General features: G+C 36.3%; 14 protein-coding genes. 6 read left to right on the top strand and 8 right to left on the bottom strand.

Annotated elements, in window-relative coordinates; translation table 11 throughout:
- Positions 1–300 precede the first annotated feature (300 nt).
- Together ispG and ABVZ64_RS09515 are read left to right on the top strand one after the other, a co-directional pair.
- Positions 301–1350 (top strand): flavodoxin-dependent (E)-4-hydroxy-3-methylbut-2-enyl-diphosphate synthase, encoded by a 1050-nt coding sequence (gene ispG / locus ABVZ64_RS09520; protein WP_352400782.1) that lies wholly within the window; start codon positions 301–303, stop codon positions 1348–1350.
- 27 nt (positions 1351–1377) lie between these two features.
- Positions 1378–5709: a PolC-type DNA polymerase III gene (locus ABVZ64_RS09515; RefSeq protein ID WP_352400781.1), complete on the top strand. Its 4332-nt coding sequence runs from the start codon at positions 1378–1380 to the stop codon at positions 5707–5709.
- Positions 5710–5916: 207 nt separating this feature from the next.
- Here ABVZ64_RS09515 and ABVZ64_RS09510 read toward each other — a convergent pair whose 3' ends face one another.
- Both ABVZ64_RS09510 and ABVZ64_RS09505 read right to left on the bottom strand, forming a co-directional pair.
- Positions 5917–8238 carry a putative bifunctional diguanylate cyclase/phosphodiesterase gene (locus tag ABVZ64_RS09510; RefSeq protein ID WP_352400780.1) on the bottom strand — a complete coding sequence of 774 codons (2322 nt, stop codon included), beginning with the start codon at positions 8236–8238 and terminating at the stop codon, positions 5917–5919.
- 299 nt (positions 8239–8537) lie between these two features.
- Positions 8538–10241 carry a methyl-accepting chemotaxis protein gene (locus ABVZ64_RS09505; protein WP_352400779.1) on the bottom strand — a complete coding sequence of 568 codons (1704 nt, stop codon included), beginning with the start codon at positions 10239–10241 and terminating at the stop codon, positions 8538–8540.
- Positions 10242–10906: 665 nt separating this feature from the next.
- On the opposite strand from ABVZ64_RS09505, the gene ABVZ64_RS09500 reads away from it, so the two are divergent.
- From ABVZ64_RS09500 to hcp (ABVZ64_RS09485), 4 genes are all read left to right on the top strand, one after another.
- Entirely contained in the window at positions 10907–13480 is a 2574-nt protein-coding gene (locus tag ABVZ64_RS09500) for an HD domain-containing phosphohydrolase (protein ID WP_352400778.1), read from the top strand.
- Positions 13481–13974: 494 nt separating this feature from the next.
- The gene (gene hcp, locus ABVZ64_RS09495) at positions 13975–15606 is read left to right on the top strand and encodes a hydroxylamine reductase (RefSeq protein ID WP_352400777.1); all 1632 of its coding nucleotides are present in this window, start codon (positions 13975–13977) and stop codon (positions 15604–15606) included.
- 796 nt (positions 15607–16402) lie between these two features.
- The gene (locus tag ABVZ64_RS09490) at positions 16403–17077 is read left to right on the top strand and encodes a Crp/Fnr family transcriptional regulator (RefSeq protein WP_352400776.1); all 675 of its coding nucleotides are present in this window, start codon (positions 16403–16405) and stop codon (positions 17075–17077) included.
- A gap of 112 nt (positions 17078–17189) precedes the next feature.
- Positions 17190–18830 (top strand): hydroxylamine reductase, encoded by a 1641-nt coding sequence (hcp, locus tag ABVZ64_RS09485; protein WP_352400775.1) that lies wholly within the window; start codon positions 17190–17192, stop codon positions 18828–18830.
- Positions 18831–19147: 317 nt separating this feature from the next.
- Here hcp (ABVZ64_RS09485) and ABVZ64_RS09480 read toward each other — a convergent pair whose 3' ends face one another.
- From ABVZ64_RS09480 to ABVZ64_RS09455, 6 genes are all read right to left on the bottom strand, one after another.
- Positions 19148–19678, bottom strand: a complete 531-nt coding sequence (locus ABVZ64_RS09480; RefSeq protein WP_352400774.1) for a hypothetical protein — start codon at positions 19676–19678, stop codon at positions 19148–19150.
- Positions 19675–20529 (bottom strand): metal ABC transporter permease, encoded by an 855-nt coding sequence (locus ABVZ64_RS09475; RefSeq protein ID WP_352400773.1) that lies wholly within the window; start codon positions 20527–20529, stop codon positions 19675–19677. The genes ABVZ64_RS09480 and ABVZ64_RS09475 overlap by 4 nt, the downstream gene beginning before the upstream one ends.
- On the bottom strand, positions 20526–21236 hold the full coding sequence (locus ABVZ64_RS09470; protein ID WP_352400772.1) for a metal ABC transporter ATP-binding protein: 711 nt from the start codon (positions 21234–21236) through the stop codon (positions 20526–20528). The genes ABVZ64_RS09475 and ABVZ64_RS09470 overlap by 4 nt, the downstream gene beginning before the upstream one ends.
- A 12-nt stretch (positions 21237–21248) precedes the next feature.
- Positions 21249–22304, bottom strand: coding sequence for a metal ABC transporter substrate-binding protein (locus ABVZ64_RS09465; protein ID WP_352400771.1), 1056 nt, complete (start codon positions 22302–22304; stop codon positions 21249–21251).
- A gap of 111 nt (positions 22305–22415) precedes the next feature.
- Positions 22416–22709, bottom strand: a complete 294-nt coding sequence (locus ABVZ64_RS09460; protein WP_352400770.1) for a hypothetical protein — start codon at positions 22707–22709, stop codon at positions 22416–22418.
- 30 nt (positions 22710–22739) lie between these two features.
- A complete protein-coding gene (locus tag ABVZ64_RS09455) occupies positions 22740–23129 on the bottom strand; it encodes a Fur family transcriptional regulator (RefSeq protein WP_352400769.1) in 390 nt (129 codons plus the stop codon).
- Between the last annotated feature and the right edge of the window lie 109 nt (positions 23130–23238).

Raw genomic sequence — 23238 nt, 5'->3', positions numbered from 1 at the left:
TTGAGTTCATAGGGAAATATCCTATGAACTCATTGTTTTTCATTGGGATATTTTTTCCAGAGTATTTTTAGTATTTCGACAATACAGGTTTAGGAATCTAATTTTTATACACAAGGAGCCCTAGTTCTTTTATTGTGTAATCAATGAATACACAAGGTTAAAAAGCTTGTGGTTGAAGATCAATAGGATTCATTTGAATGGATTTGAATGAATTTGAAAAGATTATGCACAATTGAAAAAATTTGATATAATAAACCTAAATTGGAATAGAGCAGTAAAAATAAAAGGATGTGATTTGAAGTGCTTCGAAAAAAGACAAAGGAAGTACAGGTAGGAAGCGTCAAAATTGGCGGTGAAAACCCAATTGTGATTCAGTCTATGTGTAACACCGACACACGGGATGTGGCATCAACAGTAAAACAAATTTTAGAGCTTGAAGATGCAGGCTGTGAACTTGTTCGTGTTGCCATTTTGGATATGGAAGCAGCAGATGCCGTTGCAGAAATAAAAAAACAGATCCATATCCCTTTGGTTGCAGATATCCATTTTGATTATAAATTGGCACTTAGAGTTATGGACTTAGGGATAGACAAAGTTAGAATAAACCCTGGCAATATCGGCGAAGAAAGCCGTATTCGCCAAGTAGTTGAAAAAGCAAAGGAAAAGAAAATCCCCATTCGAATTGGCGTAAACAGTGGCTCCTTAGAAAAAGATCTGATTGAAAAATATGGCGGTGTTACGCCTCAAGGACTAGTAGAAAGTGCCCTACGTCACGTACAAATTTTAGAAAAATATGGATTTCACGATATTGTGGTATCCATCAAAGCATCCGATGTGGTATTCTCATTGGAGGCATATCAACTGCTATCCCAGTCTATAAATTATCCTATTCATGTAGGTATTACTGAGGCGGGAACAGTTTATAGTGGTACGATTAAATCAGCAGTTGGCATAGGGGCAATCCTTGCCATGGGTATTGGGGATACCATGCGTGTTTCTTTAACCGGAAACCCTGTTGATGAAGTGAAAGCGGCAAAGGAAATTTTAAAAAGCTTAGGACTTCGTAAATTTGGCATAGAATTCATTTCTTGCCCTACCTGCGGAAGAACCCAGATTGATTTAATTTCTATTGCAAATGAAGTGGAGAAACTGTGCCAAGGAATTGATAAGGATATAAAAGTTGCTGTTATGGGTTGTGTTGTAAATGGCCCCGGAGAGGCAAGGGAAGCCGACATAGGCATTGCAGGGGGCAAAGGGGAAGGGCTTCTTTTCAAAAAAGGAATCATTATTAAAAAACTAAAAGAAGATGAATTGGTTTCTTCTCTAATGGAGGAGATTATCAAGTTCTAATTTAAGTGTATAGAAAGGAGGGACAGCATGACAATACAAAGCTTTGAGAGCGTTTTTCAGAAAGTTTCATTATCCATGGGAATAAAAGAAACTTTTGGAAAAACAGATGTGAAAAATCTTAAAATTTACAAAAAAGAACGTATTGTTGCCGTTGATTTGGTTTCCCCAAGGCTGATCCCTTTTCAAGAAACGGAGCAGCTAAAAAAAGAACTGTTACAAACATTGCCTGGAATTAAAGAGGTACACTTGGCCTTAGAATATCATTTGGATGATTTGGATGAAATCAGTTTTTTAGCAAGTTATTGGGAAAATGTTAAGGCATTTGTATCTCAACAAAGTAAAATTTGCTCTGGTGTAATGTCTGATGCAAACTGGAAATACAAGGACGGTAAGCTCCTGATTTATGTGAAGAACAATATGGCTTATTATATGGCTCAAAAAAAGCTAGATGTTGAACTACAATATATGATAGAGCGAGAAACAGGGCGTACCATCATGACTCAATTTAAAAATGCTCTAACATCTCAACAGGAAACAGAGATTTTTGAAAAAGAGAAAGAAGCAAAAGCAAACGATTTCTTGCAAAAAATTGTTGCAGCACAGGCCGCTGTAGAGCAGGAGAAATCGGCAGCGGAGGCAGCCGGAGTATCCGACTCGGTGCAGAAGGGCATTTTGTTTGGCAAAGAATGTGTTGGAACCCGTGTGCCCATTGCTGAAAGCAAAACCATCGGCGAAGCCGTACTGATTGAGGGTAGCATTTTTAATGTGGAAAGCAGAGAAATTAAAGGTGAGAAATATATTATTTCCTTTGATATTACGGATAAAACAGACTCTACAACGGTTAAATTCTTCGTCAAAAAGAGCATTTATGACGGTGAGCTTAGTGAGCGTTTTAAAACCGGTGCTTGTATGCGGGTACAAGGAGATGTCCAGTTTGATAAGTATGCTCGAGAAATAAATATTATGGCTAAGAATATTAATAGTGCACAGCCGGCACCACCGCGCATGGACGTTGCCCAAGAAAAACGTGTGGAACTTCACTTACATACTCAAATGAGTAGCATGGATGGTGTTACATCAGTAAAAAACTATGTAAAGCGAGCCATCGATTGGGGGCATAAGGCAATTGCAATTACTGACCATGGTGTGGTACAGGCCTTCCCCGATGCCATGAATGCTGCAGGAAAATCTGATTTAAAGGTGATTTATGGGGTTGAGGCCTATTTGGTGGATGATTTAGGTAATGTTGTTTCTATGCCAAAAGGTCAGAACTTAGATGATACCTTTATCGTCTTTGATATTGAGACAACCGGACTTTCCAAAGAAGTGGAAATGGTTACAGAAATCGGTGCGGTAAAGCTAAAGGATGGTAAGATTATCGATCGATTTAGCACTTTTGTTAATCCTCAGAAACCTATTTCCACGGAAATCACGAAACTTACGGGTATTACGGATGAAATGGTGGCAGATGCCCCTAAAATTCAAGAGATACTTCCTGCGTTTTTAAATTTTGCGGGCGATGGTGTTTTGGTGGCACATAATGCAAGTTTTGATATGGGGTTTATTCGTGTGGCGGCCGAAAGATACTGCGGCCTAGAAGTTGGAAATACCGTTTTGGATACTTTAGAATTAGCAAGGACCTTACTACCCCAGCTAAATAAACACAAATTAAACATCATCTGCGAGCATCTAAACATCTCCCTGGTCGGCCATCATCGGGCGGTCAATGATGCCGAAGCAACTGCAGAAATGTTTATAAGGTTTATGGATATGCTCGTAGAGAAAAAGGTATTTACCCTAGACGAAATTAATATTTTTTCCAGCAGAACAGTTAATTACAAAAAACTAAGAGCAAACCACGCTATTATTCTAGTTGAGAATTACACTGGCCTTAGAAATTTATATGAATTGGTCTCTTTGTCTCACATTGACTATTACTTCAGAAGACCAAGAATCCCTAAAAGTCAGCTGATGCGATTGAGAGAGGGTCTGATTCTTGGCAGTGCTTGTGAAGCCGGAGAACTTTTCCGAGCTTTATTGGACAATGCCCCCAAAGAGGTTATAGAAAGCATTGTTCGTTTTTATGATTATTTAGAAATCCAACCTTTGGGAAATAATCAATTTATGATTAACTCTCCAAGGGTTGAAGCAATACGCTCTATGAGCGATTTGATGGAAATGAATAAAAAAATTGTTTCGTTGGGTGAAAAATATAATAAACCAGTGGTTGCTACTTGTGATGTTCATTTTATTGACCCGGACGACTCAGTATATAGAAAAATTATTATGGCTGCAGAGGGATTCTCTGATGCTGAAAATCAGCCACCTTTATTTTTTAGAACTACAGATGAAATGTTAGAAGAATTCAGCTATTTAGGTGGGGAGAAGGCTAGGGAAGTGGTTATTACCAATACCAATTTAATTGCTGATCGCATTGAAAAAATTAAGCCTATCCCCGATGAAACCTTTCCACCTAAAATTGAAGGTGCAGATGATGAACTGCGTCAAATATGTATGGACAAAGCACATTCCATTTATGGTGATCCATTACCTACCATCGTTCAAGATAGGTTGGAAACCGAGCTAAATTCAATCATTAACAATGGATATGCAGTGCTATATATTATTGCACAAAAATTGGTGTGGAAGTCCGTTGAAGATGGGTATTTGGTTGGCTCTCGAGGTTCTGTTGGTTCATCATTTGCTGCGAATATGGCTGGTATCACCGAAGTAAACTCTTTACCACCTCATTATGTTTGCCCAAATTGCAAATACTCTGATTTTGATTCGGAAACAGTGAAAGCTTATGCCATGGAAGAAGCCTGTGGTTGCGATATGCCGGATAAAAACTGTCCTAACTGCGGTGAAAAACTTCATAAGGATGGTCATGATATCCCCTTCCAGACGTTTCTAGGGTTTGAGGGTGATAAAGAGCCAGACATTGACTTGAATTTTTCTGGTGAGTATCAGCAGAGTGCCCATGCATACACTGAAGAATTATTTGGAGTTGGCCATGTATTTAAGGCAGGCACCATCGGTACCCTGGCTGATAAAACGGCATATGGCTTTGTGAAAAAATACTTTGATGAAAGGGAACAAACAGTACATAATGCTGAAATTAATCGCTTGGTAATGGGTTGCACTGGCATAAAAAGAACTACGGGGCAGCACCCTGGCGGTTTAATGGTTGTTCCTAATGATCATAATATATATGAATTTTGCCCCATTCAACGTCCTGCAAATGACGTAAATTCAAAGATTACCACAACCCACTTTGATTATCATTCCATTAGCGGGCGTTTGCTAAAGTTGGACCTTCTGGGCCACGATGATCCCACAGTTATTCGTATGTTATATGACTTAACAGGGGTCAATCCCCAGACAGTGCCTCTAGGTGATCCAGAAACTATGTCTTTATTTGAATCGCCAAAAGCATTAGGGGTTACAGAGGAAGACATAAATTGTAAAACGGGTACATTGGGCATCCCTGAGTTTGGTACAAAGTTTGTAAGAGGGATGCTTTTGGATACCAAGCCAAAAACCTTTGCCGATCTTCTGCGTATATCTGGGCTTTCCCATGGTACTGACGTATGGCTTGGCAATGCCCAAAGCCTAATTGAAAATGGCACAATTACCCTAAAGGAAACCATTTCTACCCGAGATAGTATTATGATTTACCTGATCAACAAAGGGGTAGACAAAAAGAAATCCTTTAAAATAATGGAGAAAGTGCGAAAAGGTAAGGGTCTAACCGATGAGGATATTGCAGATATGAAGGCTTCCAATGTACCTGATTGGTACATTGAATCTTGCCAGAAAATTAAATATATGTTCCCCAAGGCTCATGCTGCTGCTTATGTAATGATGGCATTTAGAATTGCCTATTTTAAAATAAACTATCCTCAGGCCTACTATGCTGCCTACTTTACCGTAAGAGCCTGTGATGATTTTGACTATGCCACAATGTGCAAAGGTATAGAAAAAGCGAAGGATGCAATAAAAGATATCCATGCAAAGGGTATGGACGCTACCACTAAAGATAAAAACAAACTTACTGTTTTAGAGATTATAGTTGAATTTTATGCCCGTGGCTTTAAATTTTTACCCATGGATCTTTATAAATCAGATAGCAAAAAGTTCATTGTTACTGATGACGGGTTAATTCCTCCCTTTAACTCTCTGCAAGGCTTAGGCTCCAATGCAGCGGAAAGCATTGTAGAGGGTAGAGCAGACGGGGAATTTAATACACTGGAAGAATTAAAAAACAGAACATCCCTTGGGCGCTCATTGATTGATCTTCTTAAAGAAAATGGTGTTTTAGATGGTATTCCCGAAACAAATCAGCTTAGTTTGTTTTAACAAATTATAATCCAACAGCACTATACAAGGTGTCTATGAAAGCCACCAAGAAATTTTATCCCTAGGGATTATAATTAAATAATGCAATAAAAGTTTAAGTTCCTAATCTTCTAAAAAGGAAACGTTAAATTTTCTTACAAAATTTAAAAGTGATCCCTGACTGTATATGCGGGGGTCACTTTTTCGAGAAAAAATTAGATGAAAACCTCAAGGAACAAAATATTTTTTTTCAAATTCATCTTCAGAAATTGGCTTTCCATATATATATCCTTGTATTTCATCACATTCTAAAGCAGTTAAGATACCTAACTGGTTATCGTCTTCCACTCCTTCAGAAATCGTTCTCAGTTGCATTCCCTTTGCCATCATAATAATTGCCTGAACAATTAGTAAAGCATTTTCATCGCAGTCGATATTATCAATGAGCTCTTTGGCTATCTTCAAGCGATCGATATTATACTTTCTAATATAACTAAGGGAGGAATACCCTGTACCGAAGTCGTCAATTGAGATGCTTACACCCAGCTCATTTAACGAATGAAAAATGTTTTCAATGGATGTATTGGAAATCATTGCCACAGTTTCGGTTATCTCCAAGTCAATCCATTCAGGCCTAATTTGTTCTTTAGCAACTCTGTCAATAAACCAATCCAAAAAGCCTGTGTTTTTTATTTGGACAGGTGAAATGTTAATGCTCATTCGCAAGTTTTGCTTAAAATTTAGATTCCAGTGTTTTATCTGCCGAAAAGCATTATCTATAACCCACTCACCAATAGTAATAATCATCCCATTCTCTTCAGCAATTGGGATAAATTCTGAAGGTGGAATAAATCCTTTCTGGGGATGAAACCAACGTATCAATGCTTCCATGCCAATTAGAGTGCGAGTCTTAGTGTTAAATTGGGGCTGAAAAAAAAGCATAAATTCTTTATCAAAGTCCGCGTTTTGCAAAAGAAACTCAACTTCTATTTTTTTATTAATTCGATTAATAAAGCTTTTATCAAAAAACATATAATTATTTTTTTGGTTGCTTGACTTGACTTCATACATGGCAATTTCAGCATAGCGCATTAAGACGTCCTTTTCAGTTGCGTCATTAGGATATAAGGCAATGCCTATGCTTGCACTTAACGTAAAGCAGTAAGGCGAAACAACAATTGGTTGCTGCACCATTTCTAATGTTTTTTGAGCAAGTGATACAATTTCTTGCTTGTCACTAAAGTTATCTACAATTAATGCGAATTCGTCCCCACCAATACGAAATGCTGTTCCATTAGAGCTGTAATTTTGCAAAAAACGGTTTCCTAAGGCTATAAGAACTTTGTCACCAATTTCATGACCATAGGAATCGTTAATTGGCTTAAATCTGTTTGCATCAATATATAGAAGAGCAAACGAATTCGTTTGCTTTGAAGAAATTAAAGAATCCAATTGTTTAATGAGATATCTTCGATTATATAAACCTGTTAATGCATCCTTATTTGAAATTTCTTTCAAGTGTTGATTAGCCAAGGATAATTCCTTAGTTCTTTGGTCAATAAGGCTTTCAAGCTGTTCATTCATTTCTTTTTCCGATTTTAGCATAAGTTTGTCTATCGTGTTTGCGCGTGTATTTGTAGTTAAAACCCAGTAGAAAACACTAATAATGACCGTACTTAACAATGTATAAAAATTAAAGATTTTCAAGGAAAATAGTATGTAATAAGTTGCAAGAAAAACAATGACAGAAAATTTTGGTTTTCTAAGATTCTCAGAAAGTGTTTTTGGGGAAGTTTTTTTTGCAATTGTAGGGTGCGTAGCTTCTTGAATAGCCCCCAGGGCAAAAAGAATAATGCAAATTATGTAAATTAGGTCAACAATGGTATTTGCTTTATAGGTGTTGAGTAAATCAAGATAAGCAAAATAAAAATCTGCAATGGCGAAAACAAAGATGCCTAACATAACCAGTATCAGGCTGGTGCTAAAATTTTTAAAACCTTTTGAGAAGCAAATAAGTCCAATTTCTACCATAACAAAGAAATCTAAGAAAATATAAAGTATCGTTAGAAAGAGGTTAAAGTCGTAATTAATTTGCAAGTTGGTGTTGGAAAAAATAAATGACCACATTAAAACCATTCCAAATGCTACAAAAGTAAAAATATCGATGAGCAACTGTTGGAGGTTCCAATTTTCTTGATTATTATAGATATATAGCGTAAGCAATATTGTAAAAAGAATATTAGGTATTGTATATAAAAAATTAAGAAAGATTGGGTCAATAGGGTCTATGAAAAGAACATTACTGAAAATAAGCCATAAAAGATCGGCCATTCCCCATACCAAACAGCACAAAAAGAGCAAAAAAACATATAACCTAGAAGTTTTAATTTTCTTCATAGTCAAAAAAATTGTTGCGGCCGACAAAAAAGCAATTACAGTGGAAAATATATTTCCCCAAAAATCATTTTCTAGCAAAATACAAACTGAAAATAAGAAGACCAAAAAAAGTAGGGGAAGCAGGTATAAAAGTTTCCTGGGTCTATTCAACATAAAATAATCCTCCTCAGCCAATTGAATACCTAACCAATTTCTATAACAGCGAAAAAAAGAAGATTATAAAAGAACAGCTGCAAATTCCTATTACAGGTTTGCAGCTGCCTGATTTAGAGTCTGTCGTTGTACTGCAAAAGCGTTAGGGTTACAGATATTTGCAAAGATTATCTAATTATCTCATGTTATCATATTTTTCGAAAGAGCTTTTGCTAAATTTTATTAAAAAATATGACTCATTCTTACGCAAAAATTTTTCGAAGTATTTTAGCCCTTGGTCTTTTACAACGACTATCCTCTCAGAAACTAAATTTTGAGATGAGCTCTTTTAGAATATTAGATTGTCCACATAATTCTTCACTTGCGGCTGCACTCTCTTCAGCTGTTGCAGCGTTTGTTTGCACAACTGCTGAAATTTGTTCTATACCCAAATTTATTTGATCAATGGCAGTTGCTTGCTCCTGTGAAGCTTTTGAAATTTCTTCTATCAGCTCTACAGCCTCCCTTGTTGCGTCAGCACTTACGTTCAATGAAGTTGCTGTTTTTTGTGCAATTTGAGACCCGTTTTTAACAGCGCTTACTGTTTCATCAATTAAAATGGTTGTATGTTTGGCTGCCTCTGCTGATTTTCCAGCAAGGTTCTTTACTTCATCTGCAACAACTGCGAATCCCTTTCCAGCTGTTCCAGCACGTGCCGCTTCAATGGCGGCATTTAAAGCAAGAATGTTGGTCTGAAATGCAATGTCATCAATTATTTTAATGATTTTAGATATTTCAGCGGACTTCATTGAAATTTCATCCATAGCAAGTATCATTTCTTTCATCTCACCATTGCTGATTTGCATTTCTTGTCCGGCAAACTCGGCTTTATCATGGAGAACGCTAGTGTTTTCAGCATTCTTTCGGATTTGATCCGTTACTTCAGCAATCGAAGCTGATAATTCCTCAATTGAGCTTGCTTGCTCCGTAGCACCTTGGGATAGGGCCTGAGAAGCGTTTGCAACTTGTTCTGCACCGCAATAAACCTGCTCAGACGATTGGTTAATTTGCAATAGTGTATCATTTAGATTTGCAATTAAATTTTGCATACTATCTTTCAGTTTTTTGAATTGTCCTAGATATTCTCGATGCAATTTAATATTCAAATTGCCAAGAGATAGTTTATATAACGCATCAGAAATTTCATCTATGTAACCCTGATAGTTAACGAGTTTTTCTATGGTTTCATTAAATGCAATCGCCAGTTGACCCACTTCATCCTTTGTATCAACAGAGAGCTCAACATCAAAATTACCATCTGCAATCTGTTGTGCAGCCAGTGTAGCTTTTCTAATGGGCTTGGTCATTTTACCGCTGATGAAAATAGTAACGCCTACTGCAAGCAAAAGCAGCATAGGAACCAGTACCAGTAGTGATTTTATTGTGGATTGTTCTCCTTGTGCTAGGATAGTATCCAATGATTCAATCGGAATACCCACAAAATAAAGGCCTATTATTTGATTGTTATTATCTAAAATCGGGACGTATTCAGTCATATAACGAGAACCAAGAATTTCGGCTTCTCCGTGATAGGCATTCCCCTTGGAAATCTCCTCATAAGCTTCGCTGGTAGGATCGAGGGTTGTGCCAACTACTCTTTGACCAGCCTCATCAACAATGGTAGTTAAAACTCTAGTATAGTTATCACCATCTTTGGAGAAAACAGTGGCTACAACATTCATCTCTTGGCATAAGCGGTCAATATATACGTTCTGTCCTTTTATGGAGGTGCCGTTATCATCGGTTAAATCACCATTGGGATTTAGGGTTAGAGTGCCAAACTGTTCTTCTAAATATATTTTCAACATATTGTTTGTACTGCCTAGTCTTTCTTGTATTAAGGTATGTATTATTTCATCGGTGACGCCGAAGCTACGGTATAATCCTAGGGATACTGTGAGTAAGGATGAAGTTGTAACTAGTATAAGAATAATCAATACTAGTTTGCTTTTAATACTTTTCATTATGTTAACCTCCTGATGTTTTCTGCAAATTGATTGTGACCTAACACTAAGAGTTGGTTATGTGCTCACCAAATCGTAGCTTTTTAATTGATTTCTAATACACATTATTCGTAACACATAAAAGAATAGAAGTCAATATTTTCTAAAAAATTATTTTTAAATGCAAAAATCGACAACTTTGATATGATATTGAAATTTTATGTAAATCTTAAATTGTTACTATTAATTTCAAAGGAGATATTAGATGCAAACCTGTAAAAAATAAATTTTTGAACGTATAAGAATTCACTACTGTTCATTCTTAATAGTTTTGTTTTGCAGGCTGATGTATCAAAAAAAATTATATACGATGCAGGTATATCTGCCCTATCATTTATATCGAATCTTGACTTGAATTGAATTATGAAAACAAAATATTTTAATAACATAGGCTAAACCAATATGAAACAATCCGTATTTATCAAATTGTTCTAGGATTATAGTTCATTAACAAAAAAATTCGACGTATTTTTTGATATGTTTGCAAAATAATACATAAATATTATAAATATTTACAATTTCCATTTAAATATCTTATTTTTTTGATATAATAAGTTAAAACACATGATTCAACTAAACTTCACGAACTATACACAAAAGGCCTTATTCTTTAAGGGGGCAATACAATGAATAAAATGAATAACAGCATAGTAAAAAAAATGGGTTTTGCTATTTTTATTTTTGCACTTTTACTATTTACTATCTATTATAATTTTTTGAATGTACAAATTAAAACCTATTTGGAAGATGTGGGCAAGGAACACCTGAGAAATGAATCAAGATACCTCAGCGCAGAAATAGAGATGTTTTTACAAAAATATACCATGATTGTGGATCAGGCTGGGAAAAACGCCAGTTTTATTAATATTGCGTCAAATATTAAAAATCGAAATACGAAAAGGAATAACCCATTATATGACAGTGTATTAAAAGAGCTTTCAGACTTATGTAGCCAAGATGAGAACATAGAACAGGTATACCTTGCACTGGATGGTGTTAATGACCTTATTACAAATGTAAACAACTATGATATTGGTCTAGATTATGATCTATCGACTAGAGATTGGTATACCAATACAATCAGTCAAGATAAGACAACCATCACCTTACCTTATATCGATTTAATTTCAAACAAACTTGCAATTACCATTGCCACTCCCCTAAAGAAAGATGGGGAGGTTGTTGGTGCATTTGGTTTGGACATTCTATTGGAAGATTTATACACAGTTATGCGTCAGTATGAAACGGCTATTGATAGTGATTTGTGCTTGATTTACGATAATGGGCTAATACTATATACTTCTAATGCCAACAATACATTGGGTTCAGAGTTTGTTTATTTGCAAGAATCCATAAACGAAAATATCGCTGCCAAAGTCCTTTCTGGTGAAAGCGGATTTACGCAATACAACCAGCAAGGAGAAGAAAAGTACATTGCTTATGTGCCTGTTAAAGATACAAACATTATTGTTTTTGCAAATATTTTAAGAGCAAAGATTCTAGAACCCATAAATAGATTTATCTGGATTAATTTATTCATATTACTTATTATCATTCTGATTATTATTTGCTTTTTATTTTTTATTGAAAGGTTAATATCAGCTCCGTTGATCAAAATTTGCAAGGAGATAGAGAATTATACAAAGGATATCTCTATAAACTTACCAACAGAATTTCTGAAACGTAAAGATGAAGTCGGTACTTTATCAAACGGGATTACTTTTATGCTTAACAAGATTTCCAACTATATTTTGAAGCTTGAAGAAAAAAATGAAGAGTTGTTTTATACAAAAGAGATGATAAATAGAGATCGGATTCTTTTTAAAACAACCCTACGCTCCCTGGGTGATGGCGTAATATCCACAGATATAAACGGTGACATTCAAATTATGAATGATGTTGCAGAGAAGCTTACAGGTTGGAAAAAACATGAAGCATTTGGACGTTCCTTTGAGGAAGTTTTTGTTATTATTAATGAGTTTAGCCGGGAAACAGTAACAAGCCCTGTGAAAAAAGTCTTTGAAAGCAAAGGCATACATGAAATTGATGAAAACACACTATTGGTTACAAAGCATGGAAAATTGATACCCATTGAAGATAGTGCGGCTCCAATCTTAGATAAGGATGGAAACATCACTGGCGTTGTAATTGTTTTTCGTGATTTTACCGACAAAAAACAAAAACAAGAAAAAATCACCTATTTAAGCTATCACGACCAATTAACTGGTCTATATAACCGTCATTTTTTTCAACAGATGCTGAAAGATCTTGATACTTTGGAGAATCTACCTTTATCTGTGGTAATGCTTGATGTGAACGGCTTAAAGCTAACAAATGATGCATTTGGGCATCAAATGGGGGACAGGCTACTACAAACAATCACAGATGCCATCAAAAAATTTTCCAGAGAACAAGATGTGGCTTCTCGTATTGGTGGGGATGAGTTTGTTTTGCTTCTACCTAGAACAACGAATAAAGAAACTGGGGATTTGATAAAACAAATAGAGCAAGAATTTACGAAGACAAGCCTTGAAAATATCGAAGTATCCGTTTCCATTGGTTGGGAAACAAAAACTTTAATGGATGAAAAAATCATGGGGATTTTGGCAAAAGCAGAAGAGAATATGTATCGGAAAAAGCTGTGTGAAAGCCAAAGTATGCGTTGTAAAACCATAAAAAATATTATCGAAAGTATAAATACAAAAAGTCCTCAAGAAAAAGCTCATGGTGAACATGTAAGTAGAATATGCGAAACAATGGCAGAAGCAATGCAAATTGACGAAGATATGATACAAGAAATCAAGATGGCAGCACTTTTGCATGACATTGGAAAGATTGCTATCAGCAATACTTTGCTTGAAAAGCCCGACAAACTTACAATTACCGAATTTGAAATGGTAAAAAGGCACGCAGAAATAGGCTATCATATCCTTAAGTCCGTGGACACATATTCAGTTTTGGCGGATTTTGTATTGGCACATCATGAGAACTGGGATGGAACAGGGTATCCTAGGGGATTAAAAGGCGAAGAAATCCCTCTCGTTTCAAGAATGATTTCAATTGCAGATAGCTATGATCAAATGATTACAGACAGGCCTTTTCGTAAAGCCCTTAGCATAGACGATGCAAAGGCAGAACTGGTTCGGTGTGCAGGAACCAAATTTGATCCAAGTCTGGTGAATGTTTTTTTAACTTTTTAAATAAGGGTTCCTTGTAAATGGATTTTAAAAATAATAACGGAATCATTTGAATTAGAAATAATTTATCATTGAAACTTTAAAACGCAAATATCTTAACGGCATAAAAGTTTTATGTCCCGGTTATTTTTTTCGGTGTTAAACTAATTTTGATGATAAGCCGTACTTTATAAAAACAAATTCACATCCTAACAATCTTTTCAAAAATGTTTATATACGGAAATATTGGGAACGTTAGTGATAAAGCCTTCTCTTCCCTTAGAGATAATTTGCTGTTGTTTCAAGCATCTCTATTTAAAGGGATGAGTACTTATTTCATTCGGTTAGCAGATTGAATGCTAATAAGGCTCAGCTTAAAACAAATGTTGTTTGAATTTTTTTCTTATGTGTCTGGAATAATTTTCATAGCGAAAACCATGAAGTTTTTTGGTTTTTAGGAATAAAGAAAGCTTATTGTATCTGGTGTGGAAGGTTGGATTCAATGAAAGGGTGATAGGATGAGTATGTTTTGTTATCAGTGTCAAGAAACTGCAAAAGGGACAGGCTGTGAAATTAGAGGTGTATGCGGCAAGAATGAAGAGGTTGCAAAACTACAAGATTTGCTTGTTTATGTTACGAAAGGGATTTCCGAAATTGTGGTAAAAGGCGAGGTGAAAGTAGCAGACATAAGTGAAGTAAATCACCAGGTTCTAAAAAGCCTTTTTATAACCATTACCAACGCAAATTTTGATGACAATGGCATTGAAAACCAAATCAAATTAATGATAAGTTTTCGGGATGAATTGAAAAATAACGTACAAAATAAAGACCTAAGCGATGCTGCAAATTTTCAAGTCACTGATAGAGGCTCCATGTTGGAAAAAGCCTCTAAGGTTGGTGTTCTTTCCACGGAAAATGAGGACATCCGCTCACTACGTGAAATGATTATTTACGGAATAAAAGGAATGGCGGCGTATACCCACCATGCTTTAAACATTGGAAAAGAAAACTTAGAAATTTATCAGTTTATTTATGAAGGTTTAGCTGCAACCCTTGATGATTCCCTTACAGATGATGACTTGGTTACATTGACCTTAAAAACAGGGGAATTTGGAGTTAAAGCAATGGCATTGCTAGATGAGGCCAACACCTCAAGATATGGCAATCCTGAAATCTCAGAAGTAAATATCGGCGTAAGAAATAGGCCGGGGATTTTGATTTCGGGGCATGATCTTAGGGACCTGGAGCAACTGCTTGAGCAGACCAAAGATACAGGCGTCGACGTTTATACCCATAGCGAAATGCTACCGGGCAATTTCTATCCCGCTTTCAAAAAGTATGATAATTTTGTGGGTAACTATGGTGGTTCCTGGTGGGCACAAGTTACAGAATTTGAAACCTTTCGTGGTCCCATATTATTCACAACCAATTGCATTGTTCCACCCAGAAGTGAAGAAATTCGTAAGCGAATATTTACAAGTGGGGCAGCAGGCTACCCAGGGTGTATGCATATTGAGGCAGATGATACAGGGTATAAGGACTTTTCCCCAATCATAGAAATGGCCAAAAAATGCAAGCCCCCTGTTGAAATTGAAAGTGGAACCATCATAGGTGGGTTCGCACATAATCAAGTGTTTGCCTTGGCAGATAAGGTTGTGGATGCAGTGAAAAGTGGTGCAATAAAGAAATTTTTTGTTATGGCTGGGTGTGACGGCAGAATGAATTCTCGAGAGTACTATACAAATTTTGCCAAAAGCCTTCCAAAAGACACTGTAATCCTAACTGCTGGCTGTGCCAAATATAGATATAATAAGTTGGATCTGGGGGATATTGGTGGTATTCCTAGAATTTTGGATGCAGGGCAGTGCAATGACTCCTATTCCCTAGCCGTCATTGCACTAAAACTACAAGAAATCTTTGGACTTGAGGACGTGAATGATCTCCCCATTGCCTTCAACATTGCATGGTATGAACAAAAGGCAGTGATTGTGCTTCTTGCCTTACTTTATTTAGGGTTTAAGAATATTCATGTGGGGCCTACGTTACCTGGCTTTTTATCTCCAAACGTAGCAAAGGTTCTGGTTGACAAATTCGGCATTTCAGGTGTTGGACAAGTTGATGATGACATAAAATTGTTTATGGCAGAATAATTTCGATAAAAGAGGCGTGGTCTATGATTCTTCAAATCAAAAGGCCTTGCCTTTTTTCGTTAGGCGTATCATAAAATCTGTACCAAGTCTTTGTCATAAACTTGTCTGAAACTTAATGAGAATACATAATAGGATTGTAAATCATTAGAAGTATTACTTAAAAAAGATCCCCTTTGCGCTGCCTAGCTCTAAAAGGAAAATAGTACCTAGTGAAATACCTTTGGTCATTTGAATTGATTGCGTTATTTATCATCTTTCTTTTGAAAATAGGCACTGTTATTCATTAGAATACAGAATGTTAATGTATTTATTGAATACTTATGAATTGCTATAAATTTAGAAAGGAATTGATACCTTTAGAATAATCAGAAAATATCTGTGATTTAGCTACAAATCCATAGTGGCTAATAAATAGGTGTCATTGCTTTTCCATATACTATAAGTATGATAGAATTTTATTGTGATTTTAGTGGACATCAGTTATACAAAATGATAATTCATAAATATTAGATTTCATAAAATAGCTATAACGGCACATTGAAAAAGGTGCAAAAGAACCTTTGGGTGCAAAATATTTTTTATTATTGCAAAACATCTTGCAAATTAACATGGACTGTGAAAAAATGAAGCGAATACAGTGTTACATTATTTAGAAATTTTCTAAACTTACTGTTTGCTACTAAACTACCAGTAGTCAGTTGCTATTAAAGGCGAGTAAAAAGGTAATTAGTGAAAAGGTTTGTGTAAAATTTATGAATCACACCAAATTTCATGAGGAGATAGAGAGGGGGAGCGTATGACTGAAAAATTAACTTCCAGCCCTTTGTTTAAAGGGATGAGCCTATGTGATATTGAGAGCTGTCTTAGATGCAGCGGTTCTGATATTGTTGCCTATGAGAAAGATGAGCATATCTTTATGCTTCAAGATGAGCCAAATAAACTATATATATTAGTTGAGGGAGCAATTAATATCTGCCGTGATTCCATGGAGGGCAAACGAAATATCATTACTACAATATATAAAGCTGGTGATTTATTTGGAGAAGTATTTTTGTTCATAGAAAAAAAATCGTATGAAAATTATGCAGTAGCGGCAACCAAAGCAGCTGTATTGAAAATGCCTAAGGAATATTTATATAACAATTGCCAAAGAAATTGCGGGTTTCACACGCTACTCATTTCAAATATGCTTTCTATTCTGGCCAACAAAGCTTATTATTTAAATCAAAAGTTAAATATCGTCTCAAGCCAAACCTTACGGGAAAAAATTTGTAAATTGTTAATTAGCAATTGTTCCAGAGAAGGTGAAGTTATAATCAAAATGACCAGAGAGGAGTTGGCAGATTTTTTGAATGTTGCAAGGCCATCTCTTTCAAGAGAACTCATGAAAATGCAGGATGAGGGTCTTATAGAAATTGTGAAGAAGAAAATTTTTATCAAGGATATTAAAAAAATACAAAATATTTTGTAATTCCGTAACAATTGTTACGGAATTTCTTTTTTTTTCCTGTTATGATAAGTCCATAAAGAAAAGCAAACAATTTCAAACAGATATAACTATGAAGACGAACGGAGGATGTAAAATGGAAAACAATATGTTTTGTTATCAATGTCAGGAAACAGCAGGTTGCAAAGGTTGCACGAGAATGGGTGTATGCGGTAAAAACCCACAAGTTGCAGGAATGCAAGATTTGCTTGTTTATGTAACAAAGGGAATCTCAGATGTCACCACAAGGCTTCGTAAACAAGGCAAGTTTGTCTCAAAGGAAATCAACCATCTTGTTTCTTTAAACCTTTTCATCACCATTACAAATGCTAACTTCGATGAAGAAATGATTGTTGCACGAATTAAAGATACTTTAGAAAAGAAAAACGAATTGTTAACGCTATTGGACGATAAGAAAGATTTGCCGGATGCCGCAGTATGGTGTTCCTTTGATGAGAGAGAGTATGCCCATAAGGCTGGGAAAGTTGGGGTACTATCAACAAAAGACGAGGATATTAGAAGCCTTAGAGAATTAATCACTTACGGCTTAAAAGGTCTTTCTGCTTACAGCAAACACGCAAATGCTCTTATGGAAGATGACGAAGAAGTGGATACATTTATGCAAATGGCTTTGGCTAAAACATTGGACGATAGCCTTAGTATAGAGGAATTAATTGGGTTAACCCTCGAGGTTGGTAAGTACGGTGTTCAGGGCATGGCTCTTTTAGATAGGGCAAATACATCCACATATGGTAACCCTGAAATTACAAAGGTTAACATTGGGGTAGGCACCAAACCCGGTATCCTGGTTTCCGGCCATGACCTGAGAGATATGGAAATGCTCTTGAAGCAGACAGAGGGTACAGGGGTAGATGTTTATACGCACTCCGAAATGTTGCCGGCACATTACTATCCTGCTTTCAAAAAATATAGTCACTTCGTGGGCAATTATGGAAATGCATGGTGGAAGCAGAAAGAAGAATTCGAAAGCTTCAACGGACCTATCCTCATGACAACTAACTGTATTGTACCTCCTAAGGATAGCTATAAAGATAGAATGTATACAACAGGTGCTGCTGGTTTCCCTGGTTGCAAGCATATCGCCGGTGAAATTGGTGAGGAGAAAGATTTCTCAGCATTGATTGAGCATGCAAAGAAATGTGCACCTCCTGTTGAAATTGAAACAGGTGAAATTATTGGTGGATTTGCCCATAATCAGGTGCTAGCCCTTGCAGATAAAGTCGTAGACGCAGTAAAAAGCGGTGCTATTAAAAAATTCATTGTTATGGCCGGCTGTGATGGTAGAGCCACCTCAAGAAACTACTACACAGATTTTGCAAAAGCATTACCCATGGATACCGTTATTTTAACAGCAGGCTGTGCAAAGTATAAATATAATAAGTTGAACTTAGGAGATATCGGTGGTATTCCTCGCGTTTTGGATGCAGGTCAGTGCAACGACTCTTACTCACTTGCGGTTATCGCGTTAAAATTAAAAGAAGTGTTTGGGCTTGCAGATATTAACGAACTTCCAATTGTTTACAACATTGCTTGGTATGAGCAAAAAGCGGTTATTGTCCTCTTGGCTCTGCTTTACCTTGGTGTCAAGGATATTCACTTAGGACCAACACTTCCTGCCTTTCTTTCACCTAACGTTGCAAACGTTTTGGTTGAAAACTTTGGTATTACTGGAATTGGTACAGTTGAAGATGATTTAAAATTATTCTTTGGCGAATAATTCATTGTGTGCATTTTTCCAATGGATGCCATTTCGATACGAAATAAAAGAGTAACTATTATTTGTACCTATACGAGAATTCTTCACTTATACTGTGTAGAAAATCTAACGGATTTCCGCAATGAGTCATAAAGAAACATTGTATCAACGAAGCTAAAATCACTTCGGTTACGCTGTTTACTTGGATGATTTACTTTCAGAATTATTTTATAGCCAAAAGAATGAAAATAGAAAAGGTCGTTGCTAATTTAGCAACGGCCTTTTCATATAACTGTTAAATTAAACCCTGAAAAAAGGTTCTACAAAATAGAAATTTCTTAATTTAAGATGACAAGGTCATCGGCAACCACATAAAAATACTCGTACCCATCCTCTTCATAGGTGTCTAAGCGGCCAGTAATTTCAATCTCACTATCCTCTGATGGATAATCTTCAGGGTAGGTATGTTCACCATCCCATATAAACTCAAAGCCTTGTTCACAGCAAGCTGTTGCATCGGGGATTACCACCGCAAAATAGGTTGTGTCCGATTCTAATGAGGCATAAGTTCTAAAAAGGCCTTTCATTTTTAAGGTTTTTCCAATATAGTCATTAGGGGACATAACAATATTATAGACTTCTGAATAGAGCATGGTGCTGCTTAATGCAGTTAGGTCTAGATCCACATTATTATCACCATCGTCATTGACGCTTTTTTTTTGTTGTTTCTCTCTGTTTTCGTTAGGCTTCTCCACAGCTCCCTGAGTTTGTTCTTCATCAGTTTTTTTCGTATTTTCATCTTTTGAGCATCCAATGAGTGCCAAAGCCATCACCAAACTGAATAGGGAAAACCAAATTCTAATTTTCATTTCCTCACACCTCCCGAAATCTTATCAAACAGAAAACAAATTGCAAAAGCAAAAATATCAACTGCCACAATGGTAGAGCCTACTGGGGTACCAGCAAGGATGGATACAATAATTCCCGTCGCTGCACAAAATACCGATAAGGTGGCGGAAAAGAGGATAACCCCTTTAAAGTTTTTGAATACTCTCATTGCAGATAACGCAGGAAATATAACCAAAGCAGAAATCAATAAAGAGCCTACTAAGTTCATAGCTAAAACAATAATAATAGCGATGATAATAGCAATTAGCAAGTTATACCTTCGGGCATTAATACCTGTGGCATTTGCAAAGTTTTCATCAAAAGTCACTGCGAATATCTTGTGGTATAAAAGTAAAAATACAAGAATTACCACCACCGAAAGTGCTGCCGAGAACCATACTTCCATCTTTGTAAGTGTCAGAATTGAAGTTGAACCAAATAGAGTGCTGCAAACATCACCAGATAAATTAGAAGAAGCAGAAAAAATATTCATTAGCAAATAACCAATGGCTAATGCCCCAACGGAAATCATAGCCATTGCCGCATCCCCATTGATTTTTGTGTTTTGCCCCGTACGCAAAAGCAGTATTGCACAAAAAATAGTGATAGGCAGTACAAGAAACATATGATTGCTTAGGTTTAGAACAGAAGCGATGGCAATGGCTCCAAAAGCAACATGAGAAAGGCCATCTCCTATAAAAGAGAATCTCTTTAACACCAAAGTTACACCCAACAAGGAAGAACAAAGAGCAATCAAAACACCGACAATCAGTGCGTACCTCACAAAAGGATATTCGAAATAAAATACCAGTTTATCAAAAATAGCACTCATTCTTTTTCACCACCATTTAAAGTTGAAAAAGACCTATTGATATAGTTTTCCGAATAATCCTCTCTCGTGCCAAAGAAAATGGGGTTCCCAATATGAAGAATATGGGAAGCATATTGTAAGGCGGCACTCAAGTCATGGGAAATCATGATAATTGTAATACCATCTTGATTAAGCTTCTTAATTAAATCATACATTTCTTTTGTTACTTTAGAATCCAGACCAGAAACGGGCTCATCCAGAAGTAGCATTTTTCCTGTGGCACAAAGGGCTCTAGCCAGCAACACACGTTGTTGTTGTCCACCTGATAACTCTCTAAAACAACGCTTTGATAAATGAGAGATGCCCATTTTTTCCAGATTTTTACGCGCTAGCTGTTTTTCTGTTCGGTTAAAATAAGGGCGAAAACCACAGCGATTTAGACAACCAGATAAAACGATTTCCCATACGGAGGCAGGAAAATCTTTTTGTATCATTGTTTGCTGTGGTAAATAGCCAATCTCAGAAGGCTGAAGCCCATCGCCCGTCACAACACAGCCTTCGAAAGGTGCGTGAAGTTTCAAAATGGTTTTCATCAGCGTGCTTTTTCCTGAACCATTTTCCCCAACGATAAAAAGGTAGTCTCCGCTTTGAACGGAAAAATCTAAGCCATTTATAATTATTTTTCCGTCATAACCAAGGGTAAGATTATGACAAGTCAATTGAGCCATATGATTTCCTCCTTAGTTCAACGCTGCTTTTAACACGTCCAGATTATTCTCCATAATGGAAAGATAGGTTATCCCACTTTCCATATCTTTGGAAGTGATAGACTGCATGGAGTTAAGGGTAAGGATACTTTGGTTTTTTTGCTGTGTATTTTGAATTATTGTTTCTGCAATTTTATGTTGAACGCCATCAATGGTTAATACAGAGTGTAGTCCCAATTCATCCATTTTGCCTGAAAGAAATGCAATTGTTTCAAAGCTTGCTTCTGTCTCCGCAGAGCAACCAATAAAAGCGGCATAGTAAGAAAGATCATAATCATCTACCAGATAACGGAAAGGGAATCTATCTCCAAACAGAAGGGTTTTTTGACTTGCATGACTTACAGCAACTTCATATTTTCCATCCAGCAGATCCAGCTTTTCCACATAGGTCTTTGCGTTATGTGCATAATCACTGGCATTTTTACTATCGATTTCCCCCAGCTTCTCACCGATATAACTACTTAGCACTTTTGCATTTTTCAAAGATAGCCATATGTGTTCATCATAGGCAGGGGCACCTTCATGCTCATGATCATCAACATCTTCGTGTTCAACTGCTTCTTGGCTTTCATGATCTTGGGCTTCTTCATGGGTATGGTCATGTTCTTCCATTTCCATTCCTTCAATCAATTCTTCTGTTTTCAGGGTTTCGCCCAAAACATCCATCAGGTTTATAATGACCATATCCTTATTTGCAGCTTCTTTCAGGGCATCTTTCACCCAGCTGTCGGACTCTCCACCGACATAAACAAACATATCACAAGTCGAAATTTTGATGATATCGTCTGTAGTAGGTTGATAGCTATGTAGGTCTACACCATTATCTAAAAGCATTGTTACATCAGCATTTTGAATGTGCTCTCCCAGTACTTCCCGAATCCAATCATATTCGGGAAAAATTGTGCAGACGATACTAATTTTATCATCACTAACGGAATTTGTTTCAATTGGAACATCTGTCTTTGCACATGCACAAAGAGTAGCTATTGTAAGAATTGATGTCATTATGATTGTAAATATTTTTTTCATACTTAAACCTCCAAAATGAAATATTTCTAGAATTACGGACACAAAAATAAGGAGTACCCTTTCATTGGTATCTTTGGTATGAATGAAAAGGTCTCTAGCGGAGGTTCTATTTTAATTTGTCAGTTTTACCTTAAGAGATACTAATGTATGATTTACAAATAGGAAGAACATGGGTGCAGTGATATGCACAATAATAAAGATACTTCCCACAAAGACTGGTGCTGCGACAATTGCCAAGATAAGGGAACGAATTGTTTGAACACAGGATTGGATGTCATGGCAGATGGGGCAGCTTTTCCCTGTGCATTCATGATTTGTTTTTGAAGCAACAAAAAATATGGAATAGAAAAGGGTAAAGACAATAAAAATTGCTAATAATGCGGCACATAGTCTTTTGTTTTTCATTTCCCATCCTCCTTTTCAAATACAACATAATTAGGTACAGCTTTTGCAAATACCATATAGTATTGTTTTCGTATTATTTACGATAAATCCTTCACTTTTTTCTATACTTTCAAGCATACGCTTCATTTCTTCAGGGTGCATATGGAATGTTTTGTTACACTTTGTGCAAACCAAATGAATACTATTTCGACAAATATCGGAGTTAATATATTGATAGAATGATTCCCGGCTACCTTCCTTTGTAAAACGGCTAATAATGCCATCGGCCTCTAAAGAGGATAGGTTTCGGTAAACAGCACTCAAACTGATTGAAGTATTTGATAGAATGTTAAAGATCTCTTTTGCCGAAAACTGAACATCTGGGTTTGATTGCAAAAACTCAGTTAAAACTTTTCTCTGCATTGTTTGATAATTTGTCATACTATTCACCTGCAATTTGCGATTTATTTGCAAATTATAATATCACTTCAAATTTAAAAAGTCAACCAAAAATGCGAAACAGTGGCAATTTCAATTGTTATATTTAATG

This window comes from Anaerotignum sp., from assembly GCF_040307045.1.
In the GTDB taxonomy this organism is placed as follows: Bacteria; Bacillota; Clostridia; order Lachnospirales; family Anaerotignaceae; genus Chakrabartyella.
Note: the sequence above shows the minus strand (reverse complement) of the source record. Positions and strands in the feature narration are given on the sequence as shown.

Bases quoted from the DNA above. Each gene is read 5' to 3' on its own strand.
- ABVZ64_RS09505 (WP_352400779.1), bottom strand. From the start codon at position 10,241: ATGAAAAGTATTAAAAGCAAACTAGTATTGATTATTCTTATACTAGTT.
- ABVZ64_RS09470 (WP_352400772.1), bottom strand. From the start codon at position 21,236: ATGGCTCAATTGACTTGTCATAATCTTACCCTTGGTTATGACGGAAAA.
- ABVZ64_RS09500 (WP_352400778.1), top strand. From the start codon at position 10,907: ATGAATAAAATGAATAACAGCATAGTAAAAAAAATGGGTTTTGCTATT.
- ABVZ64_RS09510 (WP_352400780.1), bottom strand. From the start codon at position 8,238: ATGTTGAATAGACCCAGGAAACTTTTATACCTGCTTCCCCTACTTTTT.
- hcp (WP_352400777.1), top strand. From the start codon at position 13,975: ATGAGTATGTTTTGTTATCAGTGTCAAGAAACTGCAAAAGGGACAGGC.
- ABVZ64_RS09465 (WP_352400771.1), bottom strand. From the start codon at position 22,304: ATGAAAAAAATATTTACAATCATAATGACATCAATTCTTACAATAGCT.
- hcp (WP_352400775.1), top strand. From the start codon at position 17,190: ATGGAAAACAATATGTTTTGTTATCAATGTCAGGAAACAGCAGGTTGC.
- ABVZ64_RS09515 (WP_352400781.1), top strand. From the start codon at position 1,378: ATGACAATACAAAGCTTTGAGAGCGTTTTTCAGAAAGTTTCATTATCC.
- ABVZ64_RS09455 (WP_352400769.1), bottom strand. From the start codon at position 23,129: ATGACAAATTATCAAACAATGCAGAGAAAAGTTTTAACTGAGTTTTTG.
- ABVZ64_RS09460 (WP_352400770.1), bottom strand. From the start codon at position 22,709: ATGAAAAACAAAAGACTATGTGCCGCATTATTAGCAATTTTTATTGTC.
- ABVZ64_RS09490 (WP_352400776.1), top strand. From the start codon at position 16,403: ATGACTGAAAAATTAACTTCCAGCCCTTTGTTTAAAGGGATGAGCCTA.
- ABVZ64_RS09475 (WP_352400773.1), bottom strand. From the start codon at position 20,529: ATGAGTGCTATTTTTGATAAACTGGTATTTTATTTCGAATATCCTTTT.
- ABVZ64_RS09480 (WP_352400774.1), bottom strand. From the start codon at position 19,678: ATGAAAATTAGAATTTGGTTTTCCCTATTCAGTTTGGTGATGGCTTTG.